At 68.5% G+C, this 25037-nt stretch carries 15 protein-coding genes and 3 rRNA genes; 7 read left to right on the top strand and 11 right to left on the bottom strand.

The features are described 5' to 3' along the window. Window positions 1-125 precede the first annotated feature (125 nt). Window positions 126-2969 carry a preprotein translocase subunit SecA gene (gene secA / locus OG448_RS18835; RefSeq protein WP_405555287.1) on the bottom strand — a complete coding sequence of 948 codons (2844 nt, stop codon included), beginning with the start codon at window positions 2967-2969 and terminating at the stop codon, window positions 126-128. Between the two features lie 252 nt (window positions 2970-3221). On the opposite strand from secA, the gene OG448_RS18830 reads away from it, so the two are divergent. Beyond that, window positions 3222-3860 (top strand): GNAT family N-acetyltransferase, encoded by a 639-nt coding sequence (locus tag OG448_RS18830; protein WP_405555285.1) that lies wholly within the window; start codon window positions 3222-3224, stop codon window positions 3858-3860. Next, window positions 3857-5047: a winged helix-turn-helix domain-containing protein gene (locus OG448_RS18825; RefSeq protein ID WP_405555284.1), complete on the top strand. Its 1191-nt coding sequence runs from the start codon at window positions 3857-3859 to the stop codon at window positions 5045-5047. The genes OG448_RS18830 and OG448_RS18825 overlap by 4 nt, the downstream gene beginning before the upstream one ends. A 10-nt stretch (window positions 5048-5057) precedes the next feature. Here OG448_RS18825 and OG448_RS18820 read toward each other — a convergent pair whose 3' ends face one another. From OG448_RS18820 to mtnA, 7 genes are all read right to left on the bottom strand, one after another. Continuing rightward, on the bottom strand, window positions 5058-5804 hold the full coding sequence (locus OG448_RS18820) for a response regulator (RefSeq protein WP_405555282.1): 747 nt from the start codon (window positions 5802-5804) through the stop codon (window positions 5058-5060). A gap of 203 nt (window positions 5805-6007) precedes the next feature. After that, a complete protein-coding gene (hpf, locus tag OG448_RS18815) occupies window positions 6008-6700 on the bottom strand; it encodes a ribosome hibernation-promoting factor, HPF/YfiA family (RefSeq protein ID WP_405558850.1) in 693 nt (230 codons plus the stop codon). A gap of 324 nt (window positions 6701-7024) precedes the next feature. Next, the gene (locus OG448_RS18810; protein ID WP_405555280.1) at window positions 7025-7876 is read right to left on the bottom strand and encodes a ComF family protein; all 852 of its coding nucleotides are present in this window, start codon (window positions 7874-7876) and stop codon (window positions 7025-7027) included. Between the two features lie 134 nt (window positions 7877-8010). After that, a complete protein-coding gene (locus tag OG448_RS18805; protein WP_405555278.1) occupies window positions 8011-9888 on the bottom strand; it encodes an LpqB family beta-propeller domain-containing protein in 1878 nt (625 codons plus the stop codon). Next, complete coding sequence (mtrB, locus tag OG448_RS18800) at window positions 9878-11956, bottom strand: MtrAB system histidine kinase MtrB (RefSeq protein ID WP_405555276.1); 2079 nt, start codon at window positions 11954-11956, stop codon at window positions 9878-9880. The genes OG448_RS18805 and mtrB overlap by 11 nt, the downstream gene beginning before the upstream one ends. A gap of 1 nt (window position 11957) precedes the next feature. Next, a complete protein-coding gene (mtrA, locus tag OG448_RS18795) occupies window positions 11958-12647 on the bottom strand; it encodes a two-component system response regulator MtrA (protein WP_190045392.1) in 690 nt (229 codons plus the stop codon). A 149-nt stretch (window positions 12648-12796) separates the two neighbouring features. Then, window positions 12797-13939, bottom strand: a complete 1143-nt coding sequence (gene mtnA / locus OG448_RS18790; protein ID WP_405555274.1) for an S-methyl-5-thioribose-1-phosphate isomerase — start codon at window positions 13937-13939, stop codon at window positions 12797-12799. 140 nt (window positions 13940-14079) lie between these two features. Here mtnA and OG448_RS18785 point away from each other — a divergent pair, with 140 nt between their 5' ends. Genes OG448_RS18785 through OG448_RS18765 form a run of 5 tightly spaced genes read left to right on the top strand, consistent with a single transcriptional unit; the run spans window position 14080 to window position 19627 of the window. After that, window positions 14080-15417, top strand: a complete 1338-nt coding sequence (locus OG448_RS18785; protein ID WP_405555272.1) for a hypothetical protein — start codon at window positions 14080-14082, stop codon at window positions 15415-15417. A 4-nt stretch (window positions 15418-15421) separates the two neighbouring features. Further along, complete coding sequence (locus OG448_RS18780) at window positions 15422-16153, top strand: DUF4129 domain-containing protein (RefSeq protein ID WP_405555270.1); 732 nt, start codon at window positions 15422-15424, stop codon at window positions 16151-16153. Next, window positions 16150-17328 carry a DUF4350 domain-containing protein gene (locus OG448_RS18775; protein WP_405555268.1) on the top strand — a complete coding sequence of 393 codons (1179 nt, stop codon included), beginning with the start codon at window positions 16150-16152 and terminating at the stop codon, window positions 17326-17328. The genes OG448_RS18780 and OG448_RS18775 overlap by 4 nt, the downstream gene beginning before the upstream one ends. Further along, on the top strand, window positions 17325-18317 hold the full coding sequence (locus OG448_RS18770) for an AAA family ATPase (RefSeq protein ID WP_405555266.1): 993 nt from the start codon (window positions 17325-17327) through the stop codon (window positions 18315-18317). Before OG448_RS18775 ends, OG448_RS18770 begins: the two co-directional genes overlap by 4 nt. Next, on the top strand, window positions 18317-19627 hold the full coding sequence (locus OG448_RS18765; RefSeq protein WP_405555264.1) for a DUF58 domain-containing protein: 1311 nt from the start codon (window positions 18317-18319) through the stop codon (window positions 19625-19627). Before OG448_RS18770 ends, OG448_RS18765 begins: the two co-directional genes overlap by 1 nt. 94 nt (window positions 19628-19721) lie before the next feature. Here OG448_RS18765 and rrf read toward each other — a convergent pair. From rrf to OG448_RS18750, 3 genes are all read right to left on the bottom strand, one after another. Continuing rightward, window positions 19722-19838 (bottom strand): 5S ribosomal RNA (gene rrf, locus OG448_RS18760). An 83-nt stretch (window positions 19839-19921) separates the two neighbouring features. After that, a 23S ribosomal RNA gene (locus OG448_RS18755) occupies window positions 19922-23045 on the bottom strand. Window positions 23046-23338: 293 nt separating this feature from the next. Next, window positions 23339-24864: ribosomal RNA gene (locus OG448_RS18750) — 16S ribosomal RNA — on the bottom strand. Together the 16S, 23S and 5S rRNA genes form the textbook arrangement of a ribosomal RNA operon. Between the last annotated feature and the right edge of the window lie 173 nt (window positions 24865-25037).

The raw sequence follows: 25037 nt of genomic DNA, 5'->3' as shown, positions 1-25037 counted from the left end.
CCTGGAGGGCGTCAGGGACCATATGAGCTGTGTCGCAGCGCCCCCTGGACCCGGTTACGGCACGACTCGGGGCCGGGCCCCGTCAGGGAGAGCCCGGCCCCGAGTCTCTGCTCAAGCCGCGTGCGCTACTTCTTGCGGCGGCGGCCGCCCTTTGCCTGGCGGCGGCGTTCCGCGCGGGTGAGACCGTCGGACTCGGAACGGATGGGCTCGTCGTCCTCGAGGTCGCGCTCGATGACGCCGCCCTCGCCGTCCACGGTGGGCGCGGAGAAGTGCAGCTCGCGGCGCTGCGGCACGTCGAGGCCCTTGGCCCGGATCTCCGGACGCGCCCCGGCGGGAACCTGCGCGGGCACGACGTCCTGGACGCCCTCGCCGACCGGCTGGGCCTCGACCGGGACCTCCTCGACCTGCTGCTCGACCTGGACCTCCAGGTTGAACAGGTAGCCGACGGACTCCTCCTTGATGCCCTCCATCATGGCGGTGAACATGTCGAAGCCCTCGCGCTGGTACTCCACCAGCGGGTCCTTCTGCGCCATCGCCCGGAGGCCGATGCCCTCCTGGAGGTAGTCCATCTCGTAGAGGTGCTCGCGCCACTTGCGGTCCAGCACCGACAGCACGACCCGCCGCTCCAGCTCACGCATGATCTCGGAGCCGAGCTGCTCCTCACGCGCCTCGTACTGGGCGTGGATGTCGTCCTTGATGGACTCGGAGATGAACTCCGCGGTGAGACCGGCCCGGTCGCCCGCGGCCTCCTCCAGCTCCTCGATGGTGACCTTCACCGGGTAGAGCTGCCGGAAGGCGCCCCACAGCCGGTCCAGGTCCCAGTCCTCGGGGAAGCCGTCGGCGGTCTCGGCGGCGATGTACGCGTCGATCGTGTCGTTCATGAAGTGCTGGATCTGCTCCTGCAGGTCCTCGCCCTCCAGGACGCGGCGGCGCTCGCCGTAGATGACCTCGCGCTGCCGGTTGAGCACCTCGTCGTACTTCAGGACGTTCTTGCGCGTCTCGAAGTTCTGCGTCTCGACCTGCGACTGCGCCGAGGCGATCGCGCGGGTGACCATCTTGTTCTCGATCGGCACGTCGTCGGGGACGTTGGCCATCGCCATCACGCGCTCGACCATCTGCGCCTTGAACAGACGCATCAGGTCGTCACCGAGGGAGAGGTAGAACCGGGACTCACCGGGGTCGCCCTGACGGCCGGAACGGCCGCGGAGCTGGTTGTCGATACGGCGCGACTCGTGCCGCTCGGTGCCGAGGACGTAGAGGCCGCCGCAGAGCTCGACCTCCTCCTTCTCGGCCTTGACCGCCTGCTCGGCCCTGGCCAGGGCGGCGGGCAGCGCGGCCGCCCACTCCTCGATGTGCTCCTCGGGGTCGAGGCCGTGCTGGCGCAGCTCCGCCTCGGCGAGGTCCTCGGGGTTGCCGCCGAGCTTGATGTCCGTACCGCGGCCGGCCATGTTGGTGGCCACCGTCACGGCGCCCTTGCGGCCCGCCTGCGCGACGATCGACGCCTCACGCTCGTGGTGCTTGGCGTTCAGCACCTCGTGCTGGATGCCGCGCTTGCTGAGCTGCTGGGAGAGGTACTCCGACTTCTCGACCGAGGTGGTGCCGACCAGGATCGGCTGGCCCTTCTCGTGCTTCTCGGCGATGTCGTCGACGACCGCCTCGAACTTGGCGACCTCGGTGCGGTAGATCAGGTCCGACTGGTCCTTGCGGACCATCGGCCGGTTGGTCGGGATCGGGACGACGCCGAGCTTGTAGATCTGGTGGAACTCGGCGGCCTCGGTCATGGCCGTACCGGTCATGCCGGAGAGACCCGGCACTTCCTTGCCGTTGTGGTCGTGACGCTTGTAGAGGCGGAAGAAGTTCTGGAGGGTGATCGTGGCGAGCGTCTGGTTCTCGTCCTTGATGTCCACCCCTTCCTTCGCCTCGATCGCCTGGTGCATGCCCTCGTTGTAACGGCGGCCGGCGAGGATACGGCCGGTGTGCTCGTCGACGATCATGACCTCGCCGTCCATGACGACGTAGTCCTTGTCCTTCTTGAACAACTCCTTGGCCTTGATGGCGTTGTTCAGGTAGCCGACCAGCGGGGTGTTCACCGACTCGTAGAGGTTCTCGATGCCCAGCCAGTCCTCGACCTTGGAGACACCGGACTCATGGATCGCGACGGTGCGCTTCTTCTCGTCGACCTCGTAGTCGCCGGTCTCCTCGATGCCCTTGAGGGGGTTGCCGGCCTCGCCCCTCTTGAGGCGGGTGACCAGCTTGGCGAAGTCGCCGTACCACTTGGTGGCCTGGTCGGCCGGGCCGGAGATGATCAGCGGCGTACGGGCCTCGTCGACGAGGATGGAGTCCACCTCGTCGACGATGGCGAAGTTGTGGCCGCGCTGCACCAGCTCGTCCGACGCCCACGCCATGTTGTCGCGCAGGTAGTCGAAGCCGAACTCGTTGTTCGTGCCGTAGGTGATGTCGCACGCGTACTGCTCGCGGCGCTCGGCCGGCGTCATGTTGGCCAGGATGCAGCCGACTTCCAGGCCGAGGAACTTGTGGACGCGGCCCATCATCTCGGAGTCGCGCTCGGCCAGGTAGTCGTTGACCGTGATCAGGTGGACGCCTTCACCGGAGAGGGCGTTCAGATACGCGGGCAGGGTGCCGACGAGCGTCTTGCCCTCACCGGTCTTCATCTCGGCCACGTAACCGAGGTGGAGCGCGGCGCCGCCCATGATCTGCACGTCGTAATGACGCTGGCCGAGGACGCGCTTGGCGGCCTCGCGGACGGTGGCGAACGCCTCGGGGAGCAGGTCGTCCAGGCTCTCGCCGTCCGCGTACCGCTGCTTGTACTCCTCGGTGAGAGCCCGCAGCTCGGCGTCGGAGAGGTCGACGAAGTCCTCTTCGATGGAGTTGACCTGGTCCGCGATGCGGTGCAGCTTGCGCAGGATCTTGCCTTCGCCTGCACGCATGATCTTCGAGAGGACGGACACGGGGGGTGGTCTCCTTGCCGGTCGGGCCTGGGACGGTCGGTTTCCATAAGACTTGATTGAGCAACGGCCATCGTATGCGAGGACCCCGCCGCGCCGGGAGGCCCGGCGGCGCAGTGGTCCCTCCACTCCGAACAACGTCCCGGGACCACGGATGGTGCCGCGCCACGCCGATAAATGCGCGAATGGTGATACGTCGCTCACGCAGGGCGAAATGCGTTGGCACGGAATGTCCGGTCCGAGCACACTCGCCGGATGGACCCCGTCGCACTGACCACCGAACGCCTGCTGCTGCGCGCCGTCCGCCCGGACGACACCGAAGCCGTGTTCGCGGCGGCCCAGGACCCCGCCATCCAGCGCTGGATCTCCTCCTTCCCCTCGCCCTACCTTCGGGAACACGCCGAGGCTTTCGTCGGCGGCACCGCGCCCGCGAGCTGGGCGGACGACTCGATGTACACCTTCGGCGCCTTCCTGCCCGCCGGGGAACTGACCGGCATGCTCAGCGTCGTGATGCGCGGGCCCGGCCACGGCGAACTCGGCTACTGGGCCGCCAGGGAGCACCGCGGCCGGGGGTACGTCACCGAGGCCGCGTCCGCCGTCGCCCGCTGGGCCTTCACCGCGCTCTCGGTGGACCGGCTGGAGTGGCGCGCCGAGGTCGGCAACAGCGCCTCCCGCGCGGTGGCCGAACGTCTCGGCTTCACCGTCGAGGGCGTCCTGCGCGCGGGGGTGGGCAGCAGGGGCATCCGGCGGGACTCGTGGGTGGGCTCGCTGCTCCCCTCGGACCTCGGGCTGCGCTCCTCGATGCCGTATCTGCCCGCTCCCGCCCGGCCGTCGGAGGGGAAAGCGCAGGTCAGCGGGGACTGTCAGTGGCACCCTCTATGGTCCCCGTCATGACGACCCTGCCGCGCCCCGCTGTCACCCTCACCGCGGACGACGCCCGCCGTATCGCCCTGCGGGCCCAGGGCTTTCTCGGCGCGCCCGACCGCCGCTCGGGCGCGCGCGGGGTGCTCCGGGCGCTGGGCGCGGTCCAGCTCGACACCATCTCGGTGCTGGCCCGCTCCCACGAGCTGATCCCGTACGCGCGTCTGGGCGCGGTCGGCCGCAAGTCCGTGGAGTCGGCCTACTGGCACACCCCGGCCTCCGGCGCGCCCCACGCCTTCGAGTACTGGTCGCACGCCGCGTGCATCCTCCCCGTCGAGGAGTGGCCGCACTTCGCGTTCCGCCGCCGCGCCTACCGCGACCGCCCGCACTGGAACCACCAGTTGCCCGAGGGCGCCTACGACCAGGTGATCAAGCAGCTCCGCACCGAAGGGCCGCTCACCGCGACCGAGTTGGGCGGCGCGAAGCGCACCAGCGACTGGTGGGACTGGTCCGGCACCAAGGTCGCCGTGGAGCGCGCCCTGATGTACGGCGAGGTGGTCTGCGTGGAGCGCCGGAGCTGGAAGCGGGTGTACGACCTCGCCGAGCGCGCGATCCCGAAGGAGCTGCTCCACGACGACCTGGACGACGCCGAGTGCCTGCGCCGGCTGGTCCGGCTGGCCGGCGAGGCGCTGGGCGTGGGCACCCGCGCGGACATCGCGGACTACCACCGCCTCAAGGGCGAGCAGGTCGACGCGGTGCTCGCCGAATCGGGGCTGGTACCGGTCGAGGTCGAGGGCTGGGGAAAGCCCGCCTGGGCCGACCCGGCCGCGCTGGCGACGCCCCCGCGCGGGCGCCACCGCACCACACTGCTCTCCCCGTTCGACTCCCTGATCTGGGAACGGGCCCGCACGGAACGGATCTTCGGCTTCACCCACCGCCTGGAGGCGTACGTCCCCAAGCCGAAGCGGGTGTACGGCTACTTCGCCATGCCGGTGCTGTCCGGGGGCCGGCTGATCGGCCGGGTGGACCCGGCGCGCGAGGGCCGCACCTTGGTGGCCCGGCAGGTCACGCTGGACGGTCCGAAGGCGGTACCGGGCGTGGCACAGGCCCTGGTGGAGGCCGCGTCCTGGGTGGGCTGCACCGACGTGCGGGTGGAGCGGGTCGACGCCCCCGAACTCCGCGCGCCGCTCACGCTGGAGCTGGCCCGCGCCCTCTCCTAGGCGGGTGCCGCTAGCGGATCTCCAGGATCTTCTCGCGCATCGCGTAGACGACCGCCTCCATCCGGGAGTGCAGTTGCAGCTTCTCCAGGATGTTGCGGACGTGGTTCTTCACGGTGTTCTCGGAGATGAACAACTCCTTGGCGATGTCCCGGTTGTTCATCCCGGTGGCGACGAGCTTGAGCACCTCCAGCTCCCGGTCGGTCAGCCGGGGCGCGGGCACCAGCCGCCGCTCGTCGGTGCGCTGGATCATCGACTTGAACTCGGTGAGCAGCTTGGACGCCATGGAGGGGCTGATCTGCGACTGGCCGTCCGCGACGGCGCGGATGGCGGTGGCCACCTCGTCGGTGGAGATCTCCTTGAGGAGGTAACCGGTCGCGCCCGCCTTGATCGCGTCGTAGAGGTCGGCCTCCTCGTCGCTGATCGTCAGCATGATGATCTTCGCGCTGGGGGCGACCTCCTTGATGGAGGTGCACGCCTCGATCCCGCCCCGTCTGGGCATCCGCACGTCCATCAGCACGATGTCGGGCAGCAGATCGGCCGCCTTGTCCACGGCCTCGGCCCCGTCCCCGGCCTCGCCGACGACCTGGATGTCCTCCTCGGCCGCGAGCACGATCTCCAGACCGCGGCGGAACAGCGCGTGGTCGTCGACCACCAGCACCCGGATCGGCTCGTCGCGTTCGGGGTCCAGGTCCGGCTCCGTGCCGATGACGCCGTCATCGGCGCCCGCGTCGCGCATCGGTCCGAAGGTGTCCGCCATCGTTCCTCCCCCTGAAGGCCGTGGCCCGTGATTCCGTGCCATCGCCAACCCAAGGCAGCGGCCCACCGGTTGGGCCGGTGCGGTCATGATTTCATGCTCCGGCGCCCGAACGGTGACGCACAGGGGGCGAACCGGTCGCACACCGGTGCCCCTGGGGGCGCACACGCGTCCCAGGGGCACCGTCTCCGCTCCCGCCGGGCAGGTCAGCCGCCCAGCGTGTCACCCGCCGCGGGCGACTGCGCCTCCGCCACCATCGGGTCCGTGTTGAGGTGGATGACGCCGTAGTCGTATGCGTGCCGCCGGTAGACGACGCTCGGCTCCTTGGTCTCGGAGTCGACGAACAAGTAGAAGTCGTGGCCGACCAGTTCCATCTCGTAGAGGGCCTGGTCAAGGCTCATCGGGGAGGCGACGTGGGTCTTCTCGCGAACGATCAGCGGGCCGTCGCCCTTGACCTCCAGCGAGCCGATCTTCTTGGTGGGCACCCCGTCGGACTCGGCGGTCGGGACGGGCTCACCGTCGGGGTAGAGCGTCGCCACGCCGGGGACGGCGTCGGGTACTTCGGCGGCCGGGGTGCGTCGTGCGCCCCGGCGCACGACTCGCTTGTCGTGCTGCTTGCGCAGCCGTGCGTCCAGCTTGTCCGCGGCCATGTCGAGGGCCGCGTACGGGTCGCTGGCCGATGCCTCCGCCCGGATCACCGGACCGCGGGAGTGGAGCGTGATCTCCACCCGGTCACAGCGGTCGGCCTGACGGGGGTTGGGCTCCTTGGACACCTCGACGTCGAGGCTGATCACCTTGCCGTCGAGCCTCTGGATCTTCTCCAGCTTCAGCTTCTCGGCCACGTGCTTGCGGAACCGCTCAGGTACTTCGGTCTTGCGGCCCTTGACGACGATGTCCACGCAGAACTCCGTTCCCGGATCGCTCACGCCCTAGGCGGAGCGTCTCCCTTTCGCACCAGGTCCCGGTGAGTCCCGGAACCTCGGACTCGGTGACTTCCACCTCCTCCTCCCCCATGGGCGAGATCTCCATCCCCGTCGCGCGGGAGTTTGCGAAAACCCACGGCACGGCAATCGGATTTGAGAGGTGTGGCCTGGGCCTTTCCTCACAACCGAACATATCTCGCCCGGACGGATGTCGTCACCCTCTACTGAGGCGTACCTCCGTTCAGGTGAATTACTCCCCTCGCTACCTGCAACGACGCAAGTTCTTGGTCGGTTCCCCGCTTATTCGAAGGAATCACGGGGCGCGGCGATCACCGCTGCCCGGACAGCTACTCCGATGATGTTCATCGGCCCATTTTCCGGTGCCCCATGCACCGACTTTCCTCTCTGCGATCGCGGCCCGATCTGTCGTTCCTCCCTACCTTCCCGAGTTGCGCCGCGATACACAGGCATGTCCTGCTCCCGCCGTGTTCCGGCCGTCGCGCGGAGGGCGCGCGCCGCCTCGGCCAGGCTCGCGCCGGTGGTGATCAGGTCGTCGACGAGCACGACTCGTCCGCCGGCGAGCAGGTGTGCGCCGCCCGCGCGCACCTCCAGCGCTCCCGCGAGATTCTCCCGGCGCCGCCGGGCGTCCAGCCCCGCCTGGTCGACCACCGGCCTCCGCTGCCGCAGCACGGCGGCCACCCGCGCCGGAACACCGGCCCGCCGCAGCCGCCCGGCCGCCACCAGCGCCATCCGCCGCACCGGGTCGTGCCCCCGCCTCCGCACGGCCCAGCGGGCGGACGGCACGGGCACGAGGATCACCGGCCCGGCGCGGGACTCCGCCGTACTCCAGGCTGGTTCCGGCCCCAGTCCGGCGCGCACGGCTCCCGCCAGGGCCGCGCCCAGCGCCCCGGTGAGCGCCAGCGCGCCCCGTTCCTTGTGCGCGAGGAGGAGTGCCCGTACCTCCCGTGCGTAAGGAGCGGCGGCGTGCACCACCGGCAGCCCGGGCGGCTCGGGCACCGGCCGCACCCGGCGCGGCTCCGCGCGCTCCAGCAGCGTCCGGCATCGTGCGCACAGCACAGCCGGTGGTGACCCGCAACCGCCGCACTCGGTCGGCAGCGCAAGGTCGCTGAGGTCCTGCATCCATCCCCGCATGCCCACCACTGTGCCGAGGCCCGGGCGACCCGGCCACCCCTGTGGAAAACACCCCTGTGGACAACCTCGACCGGGGTCCGACACCGCTCACCCGCACGAGTGAAGAGGCCGGAAACCCCTAGGTCAGCGGGCTGTTAGCCCGGATAAACCGGCGCCGTCCCGTCCTTGTCCACCTTCTGCCACTGCGCCCCCGACGGCAGCCGGACGATCCCGTCCTCCGAGTAGGCCACCAGCGGCACCCGGTCGTCCTCGGCGGCGGCGATCGCCTTCACCCGGGACAGCGCGGCCGGCGCAGGTCCCTCCAGAGCGGAGCCGTCCACCTGCACATAGCGCATCTGGTGCACACCGCCCTGCTCGCGGCCGACCACGACGAGGCGGCTGTCTCCCGCCCAGGACATCGCGGTGACCTGCTCCATGTCGGGCGCGGCCGGACGGGGGTCGACGACGGCCGGAGGCTCGGCCGGGGTGTCCTCGTTCCCGCTCTGCGCGTCACTGTCGGAGTTCACGCTGTCGCCGCCCTCGATCCGGCCGATGAGCAGCGACTGCTTGTCGCCCTTGGCCGCCACCACCAGCGCGACCCGGGCCCCGTCCGCGGCGACCCGGACGTCCCGGATCGGTCCGGGCAGCTCCGGCAGCGTCACCGCGACCGGCTTGCCGGTGCCCTGCGGGACGACGTAGAGCTGGGGCCGGGCCGGGTTCAGGTCGGCCACCCACAAGTCGCCCCGCGCGTCCCAGCCGGGCCGGCTCAGCCGGGTGTCCTCGCCGGGCCCCTGGCTGGTCAGCACGGGCGGCTCCAGCGGCGCGGCGGCGGCCAGCGGGGTCACGTACAGGGACCTGCCGTCCGCGCTGACCCCGGCCGCCGTGCGCTCGTCCCGCGAGACGGCGACCGACCCGAGCTGCTTGGTGCCCTCGCCGAACGCGCCCGGCACCGGGGTGCCGCCGGTACCCGCCCCGGAGGCGGGCAGCCGGGTCAGCCGGTGCTTGCCGTCCAGGTAGTAGAGGTAGTCCGGGCTCTGCGCGGAGGCGTGCCAGGCGACGGAGTCCGCGCGGCTCTCGGTCAGGTCGCACAACTGGTCCCCGCCGGGCCCGCGCAGGTCGACCGACTCCAGGGTCGGCGCCAGGTTCCGCAGCGTGAAGAGCAGTTGGGTCGCCATCTCCGTGCACCGGGCCGGGCCGACGTGGGCCGCCTTGGCGTTCAGCGGCACGGTCAGCTTGTTCTCGTCGTCCGGGGTCAGCCCGGTGGTGCCGTTCTTCAGCGCCGTACCGGTCGGGAAGCTGGACCTGACCACCGGTCCGAGCCACGTGGTGGGCCCCCTCAGCAGCGACCGCACCAACTGGGTCATCGGGTCGACCTTGCTCCGCATGAACACCGGGTCGGCCACCGCCACGGGGTCCCCGGTCGTGCCGGCCCTGGTGTGGTTGGCGAAGTAGTACTTGTCGACGGACGTGTAGTTGCGCTGGAAATCCGACTTGCCCATCACGACACCGTCGGGCGGCGCGTCGATGCGCCACTGCCCGCTCTTGGGGTCCTGGATCAGATGCACCTTGGCGCGGTAGTCACCGTGCGCCGGGGCGTACGCCTGCCGCGTGTCCACCGTGGCCACCCGGTCGCCCGCCAGCGCATAGGTGCGCCCGGTGCTGGGCTCCCGGCCGGCCGGCGGGGCCTCGGCCATGATGCCGGGCCCGTCCGCGAGCACGGTGGCCGACTTCTCCGGCTGCCAGGCGCGCGCCGCCTGGGCGGTGAGGTACTTGCGCGCCGTGTCGTAGTGCGGATCGTCGCTGGTCAGCGCCTCCAGGAAGCCCTGCATGATCTCGTTGGGGGAAGCGCCCTCGGCGGGCGGCACGGCGAAGACCCGTACCCCCGTGTCCTGGCGGGGCGTGGATTCCACGTTGCGCAGATCCCCGCTGTCGGGCATCGAGGCGCAGCCGCCCAGCAGTACGGCCCCGCAGACCGCGTATGTCACCGCGCGCCCCGGCGTACGCCGGGCGCCCCCCTCGCGGTCAGCGACCACGGAACGCCTCCCCTGCCTCGGTCGAGTCCTGCTCAGCCGGTTCCGGGCCGTCCCCCGCACGCGGGTCGGGCACCTGTGTGCCGGTCCTGTCGTCGGGCCACCGTCCGCCGTTCGCGGGCCGGGACACCACACGGTTGCCGTTGCCGTTGCCGGGCAGCGCCGTCGGGTCGGCCACCGGCGAGGCGGCGCCCTGGCGCGGCGGGAGCGCCGACGCGTTGCCACCGTTCGGCTGCACCGGGACCGTCGCCAGCTTCTCCGCTCCCCCACGCGGAGTGCCGCCGTCGTCCAGGCCCCGGTTGCGGCGCGAGTCCTTGGGCTCCAGCGGTATCGGCGAGCCCCGCAGCGGCTCGTCGGCGGTGCGCGGCAGGGTCAGCCGGAACTGCGAGCCGCCACCCGGCTCGCCCCACGCCTGGAGCCAGCCGCCGTGCAGCCGGGCGTCCTCCAGCGCGATCGACAACCCGAGCCCGGTGCCGCCTGTGGTACGCGCGCGTGCCGGGTCGGCCCGCCAGAAGCGGCTGAAGACGCGGGTGGCCTCACCGGGCTTGAGCCCGACCCCGTAGTCCCGGACCGCGACGGCGACGGCGCCGCCCGCGCTGGCCAGCTTGACCACCACGTCCTTGCCGTCACCGTGCTCGACGGCGTTGACGACGAGGTTCCGCAGCACCCGCTCCACCCGCCGGGCGTCCGCCTCCGCGACGACCGGCTGAAGATCACCGACGACGCGGATACGGCTGCCCTTGCGCTCGGCGAGCGGCGCGGCCCCGCCGACGACCCGCCGGACGACCTCCCTGAGGTCTATCGGCTCGGCTTCCAGCGCGGCCGCGCCCGCGTCGAACCGGCTGATCTCCAGCAGGTCCGCGAGCAGCGACTCGAACCGGTCGAGCTGGTCCGCGAGGAGTTCGGCGGACCGCGCGGTCATCGGGTCGAAGTCCTCGCGGGCCTCGTGAATGACGTCGGCGGCCATCCGAACGGTGGTCAGCGGGGTGCGCAGCTCATGCGAGACGTCGGACACGAACCGCCGCTGCATCCGGGACAGGTCCTCGAGCTGCTGGATCTTGAGCTGGAGGTTCTGCGCCATCTTGTTGAAGGCTTCACCGAGGCGCGCGATGTCGTCCTCACCGGTGACCTTCATCCGCTCCTGGAGCCGCCCGGCGGACAGCCGCTCGGCGATCCCGGCCGCCATCCGCACCGGCGTGACGACCTGCCGCACCACCAGCCACGCGATGGCCCCGAGGAGGACGACCACGAAGAGGCCGGCGGTCGCCAGGGTGCCCTTGACCAGGCTGAGCGACTTCTCCTCCTGCGTGAGCGGGAAGAGGTAGTACAGCTCGTACGGGTGCCCGTTGGGGTCGTTGACCTGCTTGCCGATGACCAGCGCGGGCTGGGATTCCTTGCGGTTGCTGTAGACGATCCGGGTGTAGCTCTGCGCGGCGGCGGTGCTGGAGCTGCTGTTGACCCGGTCGCGCAGGCTGGCGGGCACGCTCTCGGCCGGGCTGACGTACCCGGAACCACGCGGGCTGCGGCCACCGCCGCTGTCGTCGCCGACGGGCAGCGTGACCACGTCGAAGGCGCCCGAACCGCCGCTGGACAGCGACTCCACGAGGTCGCTCATCCACTGGATGACGTTCTGGGACTGCTGGCCGTCGGTGCCGTTGCCGCCCGTGGTGCCGTGGGTGGCGGCCGCGGTCTCGTCGGCGCTCTGCCGGGCCACGGCGAAACCGCCGGTGGCCTGGCTCTGCGACGCCTTGACCTTCGCGTCCAGCAGGCCGTTGCGCACCTGGCCGATGACGACGAAGCCGAGCAGCAGCACGACGCCGAGCGACATCAGCAGGGTGGTGGCGACGACCCGCAGCTGGATGTTGCGCCGCCACAGCCGCATGACGGGCAGCAGCGGACGGCGCACCCAGCGGATGAACAGCCGGACGACCGGACTGCCCTGGACACCGCCGCTCAGCAGGGCGGCGGTGAAGAGGCGGCCCCGGCGCGGATTCCCCGCACCGCGGCCGGACGCGCGTCCCGGACCGGCGCCGGGCCGGCCGGGAGCCGAAGCGGCGCTGTCCCCGGACATGTCAGCTCGGTCCGGCCTTGTAGCCGACACCTCGGACGGTCACCACGATCTCCGGCCGCTCCGGGTCCTTCTCGACCTTGGAACGCAGCCGCTGCACATGCACGTTGACCAGGCGGGTGTCGGCGGCGTGCCGGTAGCCCCAGACCTGCTCCAGCAGCACCTCACGGGTGAACACCTGCCACGGCTTGCGCGCGAGCGCGACGAGCAGGTCGAACTCCAGCGGGGTCAGCGCGATCGACTGCCCGTTCCGCTTCACGGAGTGCCCGGCCACGTCGATCACCAGGTCACCGATGGTGAGCTGCTCCGGCGCCGGCTCCTCCGACCTCCGCAGCCGCGCCCGGATACGGGCCACCAGCTCCTTCGGCTTGAACGGCTTCACGATGTAGTCGTCCGCGCCCGACTCCAGGCCCACGACGACATCGACGGTGTCGCTCTTGGCGGTGAGCATCACGATCGGCACGCCGGACTCCGCCCGGATCAGGCGGCACACCTCGATGCCGTCCCTGCCGGGCAGCATCAGGTCCAGCAGCACCAGATCGGGCTTGGACTCCCGGAAAGCGGCCAGCGCCTTGTCCCCGTCGGCTACGAAAGACGGCTCAAAACCTTCACCACGCAGCACGATGCCGAGCATCTCGGCCAGTGCGGTGTCGTCGTCGACGACAAGGACTCGTCCCTTCATAAACGACATCATCCCATTCTCATAACGACGACAGAGCCGCAGGTGAGGCACGTCACTGGCCTGTGACGATAGTCGTACCGAGCGGTCACTGTCTGCCCCCGTCGCACAGGGGCGGCTGCCGGGGCCGATCGGGCAGGCGGCTCCGGCAGCCGGTGCGGGTCTCAGGCGGTCGGCGTGGCCCGGGCCCTCGCGCACAGCGCGGCCAGCGCCTCCGGGGTCACCGGAGAGACCGTGCCCTCCTCGGTGACGATCGCCGTCACCAGTTCGGGCGGTGTCACGTCGAACGCCGGGTTGTACGCCTGCGTGCCCAGCGGCGCCAACGGCACCCCGCCGCCTCCGCCCACCGCGGACGCCTGGGGCGTGAGGATCTCGGTCACCTCGAAGCCCGGCCGCTGCTCGACCTCGATGGACGCACCGTCCGGCGTGTCCGGGTCCACTGTGGTCACCGGCGCCACCACGATGAACGGCACGTGGTGGTAGCGCGCCAGCACCGCCAGCGGATAGCTGCCGACCTTGTTCGCCACGGAGCCGTCGGCCGCGATCCGGTCCGCGCCGACCAGCACCGCGTCCACCTCCCCGGCCGCGAACAGCGACCCGGCCGCGCTGTCCGTGAGCAGCGTGTACGCCATCCCGCTGCGCGCCGCCTCCCACGCCGTCAGCCGCGCCCCCTGCAACAGGGGGCGCGTCTCGTCCACCCAGAGCCGCCGCAGCCGCCCCACCCGGTGCGCGGCCAACGCCACCGCGAACGCCGTGCCCTCACCGCCCGACACGAGCGCACCGGTGTTGCAGTGGGTCAGGACCCGGTGGCCGCCGCCCGGCATCAGCTCGTCCAGCAGCGTCAGACCGTGCGCGGCCATCCGCGCGCTCGCCTCCGCGTCCTCCCGGTGCAGCGCCTGCGCCGCGGCGAGCGCCGCCGTCGCCGCCGCCGTCGGGTCGCCGGTGGCGGTCAGCGCGTCCCGGTACGCGGCCAGGGCCCGGTGCACACCGACGGACAGGTTCACCGCGGTCGGCCGGGCACTCTCCAGCGCCTCGGCGGCCTCGTCCACGTCGAAGCCGCGCGCGGCGGCCAGCGCGACGCCGTACGCGCCCGCGATGCCCAGCACCGGTGCCCCGCGCACCGCGAGCGAACGGATCGCCTCCACCAGCGCGGACGCGTCCGTGCACACCAGCTCGACCTCCTCGGACGGAAGCCTCGTCTGGTCGAGAAGGATCAGTACGGGCCCTTCGGGTGGTTCCTCCCATCGGATGACCGGTATCTCGCTCGGCCGCTTGTCCTCACCGGGTCGCGCCTGCTGATCAGCCATGCGGTGAGTCTGCCCCGTATCCGGCGGAGAATTGATGGAGTACGGGGCCCACCGCAGCAGGTCACACCGTGACCTGGCCATGGCACGATGGCTGCCAACCTGCCGCCGCGACCGCGGACGGGCACCGTGAAGGAGCTTCGATGAGTGACACGCCGGGCTGGGCCTCGCCCGGACCCGACCCGTCGTCCGAGGAACGGCAGACCGGCGCGGCCGGCGCCGCCGAGCCCACGCCCACCGACAAGCCCGCGCCCGCCGAACCGGCAGCGCAGCCGGGCGACGCTCCGCAGAGCCCGGACGCGAAGGGCCCGGAGGCGAAGTGGGCTGAGGGTCAGCCGCCCCCCGGACAGTGGTCGGCGCCCACCGGCGCGCCCGCACCGGGCCAGGCACCCCCGCCGCCACCACCGGGCGCGGGCTGGGGTGGCCAGCCGCCCGCCGGGTGGGGCGGCCCTGCCGCCTGGGGCAACGGCTGGGGCGGTCCCCCGCCCGCCGCGAAGCCCGGTGTCATCCCGCTCCGCCCGCTCAGCATCGGCGAGATACTCGACGGCGCCATCTCCACCATGCGCGCCTACTGGCGCACCGTCCTCGGCATCTCGCTGACGGTGGCGGTCCTCACCGAGCTCTGCGCGCTCCTTCTCCAGGGCGTCCTGCTGAAGGACACGACCAGCACGCTCAGCGACCCCGATGTCACCCCGACCGAGGCGCTGCGCTCCCTCGGCTCGATCACGGCCGGTGCGCTGCTCGTCGGCGTGGTCTCCGTGGTCGGCACCATCGTTGCCACCGCGCTGCTGACGACCGTGACCAGCCGCGCCGTCCTCGGCAAGCCGATCGGCATCGGCGAGGCGTGGCGCGAGTCCCGCGGCCAGCTCCTCAAGCTGCTCGGCCTCCTCATGCTGCTGGCCCTCATCACCGGCGGCGTCCTGGTCGTCGGCATGCTGCCGGGCCTCGTCGTCGGGCTCGTCGCGGGCTTCGACGCACCTGCCGTCATCCTGCTCGTCCTGGGCATCCTGGCGGCCGTCGTCGTCATGATCTGGCTGACCGTCCGCTTCTCCCTCGCCTCGCCCGCGTTGATGCTGGAGCGACAGGGCGTGTGGAAGTCGCTGAGCCGGTCGGCCAAGCTGGTCCAGGGCTCCTGGTGGCGCGTCCTCGGCGTGCAGTTCCTCGCCGGGCTCATCGCCAACATGGTCTCCTGGATCGCGGTGATCCCCTTCACCGTCATCGCGTTCGCCGTCAACGGCGAGAACATGACCTCCCTGATGGGCACCGGCACCCAGCCGGCCGGCTGGTCGTTCCTGCTCATCACCGGCATCGGTTCGGTGATCGGCGGCACGCTCACCCTGCCGGTCAAGGCCGGGGTCACCGTGCTCCTCTACATCGACCAGCGCATCCGCCGCGAGGCCCTCGACCTCGAACTGGCCCGCGCCGCCGGCGTCCAGGGGTACACCCCCGGCGCCACGCCCGGGCCGGTGCCGGGGAGCTGATGCGGTGAGCATGACGGGGGGAGTTCTCACGGCGGCGTCGGCCATGCCCGGCGCCGCCCGCCTGGCCACTTTCGCGCTGGGCAGCTCCGGCGACGAGCCGCCCGTGACCGTCCCGCGCGATCCCGCCCGCGAGGCGGCCCGCCGCGAGCTGGCCAAGCGGATGTACCACGAGAACGACCCCAGCCTGCTCCAGCGCGCCCTGAACGCCTTCTGGGACTGGCTCGGCAGACTCCTCGCCAAGGCCGCCTCGGCGACGCCGGGCGGCTCGCTCGGCCTCCTCGTCGTGGTCCTGTGCGTCATCGCCGTCCTGGCCGCCCTGTGGTGGCGGCTGGGCACCCCGCGCCGCAGTCCCGTCGCGGCCGCCCCTCTGTTCGACGAACGCCCGCGCAGCGCCGCCGAACACCGAGCCGCCGCCGACGCGCACGCCGCCCAGAGCCACTGGAACCAGGCGGTCCAGGAGCGCATGCGGGCCATCGTCCGCGCGCTGGAGGAACGCGCCCTGCTCGACGTCCGCCCCGGTCGCACCGCCGACGAAGCCGCCGCCGAGGCCGGCCGCACCCTCCCCGCACACGCGGACGAACTCCACGCCGCCGCCCGCCACTTCGACGACGTCACATACGGCGGCCGCATCGCCGACCAGCAGACGTACCAACGCGTCGCCCAACTCGACAGCGCCCTCGAACGCGCCCGCCCCACCCTGGTGAACAGCGCCGCCCCTGACGGGAAGACCGGATGACCACCTCGTCTTCCCTCACCGCCCGCCAGATCTGGACCCGCAACCGGGGGATCGCCCTCGCCGTCGTCCTGCTGCTGGTCGGTGCCGTCGCCATCGCCGTGGTCCGCTCCCAGACCAAGCACGGCGACCTGGACCCCCGCTCGGCCGACCCCCGCGGCAGCCGGGCCGTCGCCGAACTCCTCGCCGACCGAGGGGTCACCACGCGCGTGGTCACCACCCTCGACGCCGCACGCAGGGCCGCAGGCCCGGACACCACCCTCCTGGTCGCCGTACCCGACCTGCTGAGCCACCGCCAGCAGACCCGGCTCGCCAAGACCACGGCATCCTCCGGCGGCCGCACCGTGCTCGTCGCCCCGGGCGACTGGTCCGTCGGCCGCCTCGCCCCCGACGTCACCGCGAGCCCCGTCACGACCGTCGAGACCACACTCGACCCCGACTGCACCCTCCCCGAGGCCCGACGGGCAGGAAGCGCCGAGACCGGCGGCATCCGCTACCGCACCACCGTCAGCGACGCCGACGCCTGCTACCCCAGCGAACGCCGCGCCACCCTGCTCCGCGTCCCGGCGGCCTCGGGCACCGGCGACACCGTCCTCCTCGGCGCGCCCGACATCCTCCTCAACAACCGTCTCGACAAGCAGGGCAACGCCTCGCTCGCCCTGCAACTCCTCGGCTCCCGGCCTCATCTGGTCTGGTACCTCCCCTCGCTCGCCGACTCCTCCGCCGCCGAAACCGACGGCCGCAAGAGCTTCTTCGACCTGCTCCCCCCAGGCTGGCTCTGGGGCACCCTTCAACTGTTCGTCGCAGCAGTCCTCGCCGCCTTCTGGCGCGGCCGCCGCTTCGGCCCCCTCGTCCCCGAGAAGCTGCCCGTCGTCATCCGCGCCTCCGAGACGACCGAGGGCCGCGCCCGTCTCTACCGCAAGGCCGACGCCCGCGACCGCGCCTCCGCCGCCCTGCGCTCCATGGCCCGCACCCGCCTGACCCCGCTCGTCGGCGTCCCCGCTCCCCAGGCGCACACCCCGGAAGCCCTGCTCCCCGCCCTGTCCGCGTGTCTCCCCGACAGCGGCGAACAGGGCCTGCACTCCCTCCTCTTCGGAGCGCCGGCCCGCGACGACGCGGCCCTCATCGCACTCACCGACCGACTCGACGCCCTCGAAAGAGAGGTACGCCGTTCATGATGGCCCCGACCACTGACAGCGCCGGGAACACCGAGGACGCGGCCGCCGCCCGTGCCTCACTGGAGACCCTGCGCACCGAGATCGCCAAAGCCGTGGTCGGCCAAGACCCCGCCGTCACCGGACTCGTCGTCGCCCTCCTGTGCCGGGGCCACGTCCTCCTCGAAGGCGTCCCCGGCGTCGCCAAGACCCTCCTGGTCCGCGCCCTGGCATCGGCACTCGAACTCGACACCAAGCGTGTCCAGTTCACGCCCGACCTCATGCCGAGCGACGTCACCGGCTCTCTCGTCTACGACACCCGCACCGCCGAGTTCTCCTTCCAGCCCGGCCCTGTCTTCACCAACCTCCTCCTCGCGGACGAGATCAACCGCACCCCGCCCAAGACCCAGTCCTCCCTCCTCGAAGCCATGGAGGAACGACAGGTCACGGTCGACGGCACCCCGCGCCCCCTCCCCGAGCCGTTCCTGGTCGCGGCCACCCAGAACCCGGTCGAGTACGAGGGCACCTATCCCCTCCCCGAGGCCCAACTGGACCGCTTCCTGCTCAAGCTGACGATCCCGCTGCCTTCCCGCGAGGACGAGATCGCCGTCCTGACCCGCCACGCGTCGGGCTTCGACCCCCGCGACCTGCACGCAGCGGGCGTACGCCCCGTCGCCGGCCCGGCCGACCTCGAAGCCGCCCGCGCCGCCGTGGCCGAGACGACCGTCTCCGCCGAGATCACGGCCTACGTCGTGGACATCTGCCGCGCCACCCGTCAGTCCCCCTCACTCACCCTGGGCGTCTCCCCCCGAGGCGCCACCGCCCTGCTCGCCGCAGCCCGCGCCTGGGCCTGGCTGACGGGCCGTGACTACGTCACCCCCGACGACGTGAAGGCCCTGGCCCTGCCCGCACTCCGGCATCGGGTCCAACTGCGCCCGGAGGCGGAGATGGAGGGCGTGACCCCCGACTCGGTCATCAACTCGGTCCTCGCCCAGGTCCCGGTACCCCGCTGATGCCGCTCACCGGACGTGCCGCCCTCGTCGCGGCCCTCGGCTCCCTCCCCGTCGGCCTGCTGGAGCCCAGTTGGACGGGCATCCTCGCGGTCAACGGCTCCCTGGCCCTGGCCTGCGCCTGTGACTTCGCGCTCGCGGCGCCCGTACGGCGCCTGGTCCTCACTCGCTCCGGCGACACCTCCACTCGTCTCGGCGAAACCGCCGACATCACCTTGACCGTCACCAACCCGTCCCGCCGCCCGTTGCGGGGACGGCTGCGGGACGCGTGTCCGCCCAGTAGTTGGGAACCGGGCACCGAGGTCGAAGGCTCCCGGCACCGCCTGGACATCCCGGCCGGCGAACGACGCCGTGTGACAAGCCGGTTGAGCCCCACCCGCCGTGGTGACCGCCAAGCCGACCGCGTCACGATCCGCTCCAACGGCCCCCTCGGGCTGTTCTCCCGTCAGGGCACCCACCGAGTGCCCTGGTCACTACGGGTTTTGCCCCCTTTCACCAGCCGAAAGCATCTCCCGTCGAAACTCGCTCGATTGCGTGAACTAGACGGTAGGACAAGCGTCCTGACACGCGGTGAGGGCACCGAGTTCGACAGCCTCCGCGAGTACGTCTCCGGCGACGACACCCGCTCCATCGACTGGCGAGCCACCGCCCGCCAGTCCGCCGTCGCCGTGCGCACCTGGCGTCCGGAGCGCGACCGGCGCATCCTGCTGGTCCTCGACACCGGCCGTACCTCGGCCGGCCGCGTGGACGACGTACCTCGACTGGATGCCGCTATGGACGCGGCCCTCCTCCTGGCGGCCCTCGCCTCCCGCGCAGGCGATCGCGTGGACCTGCTCGCCTACGACCGACAGGTACGCGCCCTGGTCCAGGGCAAGTCCGCCGGCCAGCTCCTGCCGTCCCTCGTCACCGCGATGGCCACGCTGGAACCGGAACTGGTCGAGACCGACGCCCGCGGCCTCACGGCAGCCGCCTTGCGTACGGCACCGCGCCGCTCGCTGATCGTCCTGCTGACATCGCTCGACGCGGCCCCCGTGGAAGAGGGCCTGCTGCCGGTGCTCCCCCAGCTCACTCAACGCCACACGGTCCTCGTGGCCTCCGTGGCCGACCCGCACATCGCGCGCATGGCTCAGGACAGAGGAGACATCGACGCGGTGTACGAGGCAGCGGCGGCGGCACAGGCTCAGCACGAACGGCTGCGCACTGCCGAGCAGCTTCGTCGCCATGGGGTGACGGTGGTGGACGCGACGCCGGAGGAACTGGCTCCCGCATTGGCAGACGCTTATCTGGCGCTGAAAGCGGCAGGCCGCCTCTGAGACGATTCGCGCTCATTCTCTCTTGGGAGGGAAAATGGGCCCGGAACGCAGAAAACCCCCGCACCAAAAGGTGCGGGGGTTTCCCATAAAATTAGTTCGGCGGCGTCCTACTCTCCCACAGGGTCCCCCCTGCAGTACCATCGGCGCTGTGAGGCTTAGCTTCCGGGTTCGGAATGTAACCGGGCGTTTCCCTCACGCTATGACCACCGAAACACTATGAAACTTTCAAACCGTCATGTGTGGCACATGAGGCTGTTCGTGGTTTCAGAACCAACACAGTGGACGCGAGCAACTGAGGACAAGCCCTCGGCCTATTAGTACCAGTCAACTCCACCCGTTACCAGGCTTCCATATCTGGCCTATCAACCCAGTCGTCTACTGGGAGCCTTACCCTCTCAAGGAGGTGGGAATACTCATCTCGAAGCAGGCTTCCCGCTTAGATGCTTTCAGCGGTTATCCCTCCCGAACGTAGCCAACCAGCCATGCCCTTGGCAGGACAACTGGCACACCAGAGGTTCGTCCGTCCCGGTCCTCTCGTACTAGGGACAGCCCTTCTCAATATTCCTACGCGCACAGCGGATAGGGACCGAACTGTCTCACGACGTTCTAAACCCAGCTCGCGTACCGCTTTAATGGGCGAACAGCCCAACCCTTGGGACCGACTCCAGCCCCAGGATGCGACGAGCCGACATCGAGGTGCCAAACCATCCCGTCGATATGGACTCTTGGGGAAGATCAGCCTGTTATCCCCGGGGTACCTTTTATCCGTTGAGCGACGGCGCTTCCACAAGCCACCGCCGGATCACTAGTCCCGACTTTCGTCCCTGCTCGACCCGTCGGTCTCACAGTCAAGCTCCCTTGTGCACTTACACTCAACACCTGATTGCCAACCAGGCTGAGGGAACCTTTGGGCGCCTCCGTTACTCTTTAGGAGGCAACCGCCCCAGTTAAACTACCCATCAGACACTGTCCCTGATCCGGATCACGGACCCAGGTTAGACATCCAGCACGACCAGACTGGTATTTCAACGACGACTCCACACACACTGGCGTGCATGCTTCACAGTCTCCCAGCTATCCTACACAAGCCGAACCGAACACCAATATCAAACTGTAGTAAAGGTCCCGGGGTCTTTCCGTCCTGCTGCGCGAAACGAGCATCTTTACTCGTAGTGCAATTTCACCGGGCCTATGGTTGAGACAGTCGAGAAGTCGTTACGCCATTCGTGCAGGTCGGAACTTACCCGACAAGGAATTTCGCTACCTTAGGATGGTTATAGTTACCACCGCCGTTTACTGGCGCTTAAGTTCTCAGCTTCGCCACAACGAATTGTGACTAACCGGTCCCCTTAACGTTCCAGCACCGGGCAGGCGTCAGTCCGTATACATCGCCTTACGGCTTCGCACGGACCTGTGTTTTTAGTAAACAGTCGCTTCTCGCTGGTCTCTGCGGCCACCCCCAGCTCACCGTGTAAAACGGATCACCAGTGATGGCCCCCCTTCTCCCGAAGTTACGGGGGCATTTTGCCGAGTTCCTTAACCATAGTTCACCCGAACGCCTCGGTATTCTCTACCTGACCACCTGAGTCGGTTTAGGGTACGGGCCGCCATGAAACTCGCTAGAGGCTTTTCTCGACAGCATAGGATCATCCACTTCACCACAATCGGCTCGGCATCAGGTCTCAGACTATGTGCAAGGCGGATTTGCCTACCTTGCGTCCTACACCCTTACCCCAGGACAACCACCGCCTGGGCTGGACTACCTTCCTGCGTCACCCCATCACTCACCTACTAACCGCTTGGGCCGGCGGCTCCACCACTTTCCATTCCCCGAAGGGTCCGGAACGGCTTCACGGCCTTAGCATCACGATGCTCGATGTTTGACGCTTCACAGCGGGTACCGGAATATCAACCGGTTATCCATCGACTACGCCTGTCGGCCTCGCCTTAGGTCCCGACTTACCCTGGGCAGATCAGCTTGACCCAGGAACCCTTAGTCAATCGGCGCAAACGTTTCTCACGTTTGTATCGCTACTCATGCCTGCATTCTCACTCGTGAACCGTCCACAACTCGCTTCCGCGGCTGCTTCACCCGGCACACGACGCTCCCCTACCCATCACAGCACCCGTTGGGGCTATACGCTGCAATGACACGACTTCGGCGGTACGCTTGAGCCCCGCTACATTGTCGGCGCGGAATCACTAGACCAGTGAGCTATTACGCACTCTTTCAAGGGTGGCTGCTTCTAAGCCAACCTCCTGGTTGTCTCTGCGACTCCACATCCTTTCCCACTTAGCGTACGCTTAGGGGCCTTAGTCGATGCTCTGGGCTGTTTCCCTCTCGACCATGGAGCTTATCCCCCACAGTCTCACTGCCGTGCTCTCACTTACCGGCATTCGGAGTTTGGCTAAGGTCAGTAACCCGGTAGGGCCCATCGCCTATCCAGTGCTCTACCTCCGGCAAGAAACACACGACGCTGCACCTAAATGCATTTCGGGGAGAACCAGCTATCACGGAGTTTGATTGGCCTTTCACCCCTAACCACAGGTCATCCCCCAGGTTTTCAACCCTGGTGGGTTCGGTCCTCCACGAAGTCTTACCTCCGCTTCAACCTGCCCATGGCTAGATCACTCCGCTTCGGGTCTTGAGCGCGCTACTGAATCGCCCTATTCGGACTCGCTTTCGCTACGGCTTCCCCACACGGGTTAACCTCGCAACACACCGCAAACTCGCAGGCTCATTCTTCAAAAGGCACGCAGTCACGACGCACTGAGTAAACTCAATGCGCGACGCTCCCACGGCTTGTAGGCACACGGTTTCAGGTACTATTTCACTCCGCTCCCGCGGTACTTTTCACCATTCCCTCACGGTACTATCCGCTATCGGTCACCAGGGAATATTTAGGCTTAGCGGGTGGTCCCGCCAGATTCACACGGGATTTCTCGGGCCCCGTGCTACTTGGGTGTCTCTCAAACGAGCCGCTGATGTTTCGACTACGGGGGTCTTACCCTCTACGCCGGACCTTTCGCATGTCCTTCGCCTACATCAACGGTTTCTGACTCGTCCTGTCGCCGGCAGACGACAGAAGAGAGATCCCACAACCCCGCACACGCAACCCCTGCCGGGTCTCACACGTATACGGTTTGGCCTCATCCGGTTTCGCTCGCCACTACTCCCGGAATCACGGTTGTTTTCTCTTCCTGAGGGTACTGAGATGTTTCACTTCCCCTCGTTCCCTCCACACTGCCTATGTGTTCAGCAGCGGGTGACAGCCCATGACGACTGCCGGGTTTCCCCATTCGGAAACCCCCGGATCAAAGCCTGGTTGACGGCTCCCCGGGGACTATCGTGGCCTCCCACGTCCTTCATCGGTTCCTGGTGCCAAGGCATCCACCGTGCGCCCTTAAAAACTTGGCCACAGATGCTCGCGTCCACTGTGCAGTTCTCAAACAACGACCAGCCACCCATCACCCCACCAGACAAGCTAGTGAGTGCACTGGGGCCGGCGACTGAGGAAAACCATTCCCTCAGACACCCAACAGCGTGCCCGACACTCTCCCCACCCTCGTCCGTTCCACGCCGAAGCAGTACTAGGAGAAAAGCAGTGAGTGTGCCGAATAATCAACGTTCCACCCATGAGCAACCAGCATCGAACATTCGCCGATGTACTGGCCTCTGACCGAGCGAACTCGGTAAGAAGTGCTCCTTAGAAAGGAGGTGATCCAGCCGCACCTTCCGGTACGGCTACCTTGTTACGACTTCGTCCCAATCGCCAGTCCCACCTTCGACAGCTCCCTCCCACAAGGGGTTGGGCCACCGGCTTCGGGTGTTACCGACTTTCGTGACGTGACGGGCGGTGTGTACAAGGCCCGGGAACGTATTCACCGCAGCAATGCTGATCTGCGATTACTAGCAACTCCGACTTCATGGGGTCGAGTTGCAGACCCCAATCCGAACTGAGACAGGCTTTTTGAGATTCGCTCTACCTCACGGTTTCGCAGCTCATTGTACCTGCCATTGTAGCACGTGTGCAGCCCAAGACATAAGGGGCATGATGACTTGACGTCGTCCCCACCTTCCTCCGAGTTGACCCCGGCAGTCTCCTGTGAGTCCCCATCACCCCGAAGGGCATGCTGGCAACACAGAACAAGGGTTGCGCTCGTTGCGGGACTTAACCCAACATCTCACGACACGAGCTGACGACAGCCATGCACCACCTGTACACCGACCACAAGGGGGGCACCATCTCTGATGCTTTCCGGTGTATGTCAAGCCTTGGTAAGGTTCTTCGCGTTGCGTCGAATTAAGCCACATGCTCCGCTGCTTGTGCGGGCCCCCGTCAATTCCTTTGAGTTTTAGCCTTGCGGCCGTACTCCCCAGGCGGGGAACTTAATGCGTTAGCTGCGGCACCGACGACGTGGAATGTCGCCAACACCTAGTTCCCACCGTTTACGGCGTGGACTACCAGGGTATCTAATCCTGTTCGCTCCCCACGCTTTCGCTCCTCAGCGTCAGTAATGGCCCAGAGATCCGCCTTCGCCACCGGTGTTCCTCCTGATATCTGCGCATTTCACCGCTACACCAGGAATTCCGATCTCCCCTACCACACTCTAGCTAGCCCGTATCGACTGCAGACCCGAGGTTAAGCCTCGGGCTTTCACAATCGACGTGACAAGCCGCCTACGAGCTCTTTACGCCCAATAATTCCGGACAACGCTTGCGCCCTACGTATTACCGCGGCTGCTGGCACGTAGTTAGCCGGCGCTTCTTCTGCAGGTACCGTCACTTTCGCTTCTTCCCTGCTGAAAGAGGTTTACAACCCGAAGGCCGTCATCCCTCACGCGGCGTCGCTGCATCAGGCTTTCGCCCATTGTGCAATATTCCCCACTGCTGCCTCCCGTAGGAGTCTGGGCCGTGTCTCAGTCCCAGTGTGGCCGGTCGCCCTCTCAGGCCGGCTACCCGTCGTCGCCTTGGTGAGCCATTACCTCACCAACAAGCTGATAGGCCGCGGGCTCATCCTTCACCGCCGGAGCTTTTAACCGCAGACCATGCGATCCGCAGTGTTATCCGGTATTAGACCCCGTTTCCAGGGCTTGTCCCAGAGTGAAGGGCAGATTGCCCACGTGTTACTCACCCGTTCGCCACTAATCCCCACCGAAGTGGTTCATCGTTCGACTTGCATGTGTTAAGCACGCCGCCAGCGTTCGTCCTGAGCCAGGATCAAACTCTCCGTGAATGTTTACCGGTAATCCGGTGCACACACACGAGAGCGGAACCATCGGAGGAATAGTCCGATGGTTCACAGCGTCCTCGCTGTGTTTTTTCAAAGGAACCTCGTCCCAGTCAGTGACTGGAGACGGGGTTATCAACATATCTGGCGTTGATTTTTGGCACGCTGTTGAGTTCTCA

Origin of the sequence: Streptomyces sp. NBC_01171, assembly GCF_045039805.1 — a bacterium.
Lineage (GTDB): Bacteria > Actinomycetota > Actinomycetes > Streptomycetales > Streptomycetaceae > Streptomyces.
Note: the sequence above shows the minus strand (reverse complement) of the source record. Positions and strands in the feature narration are given on the sequence as shown.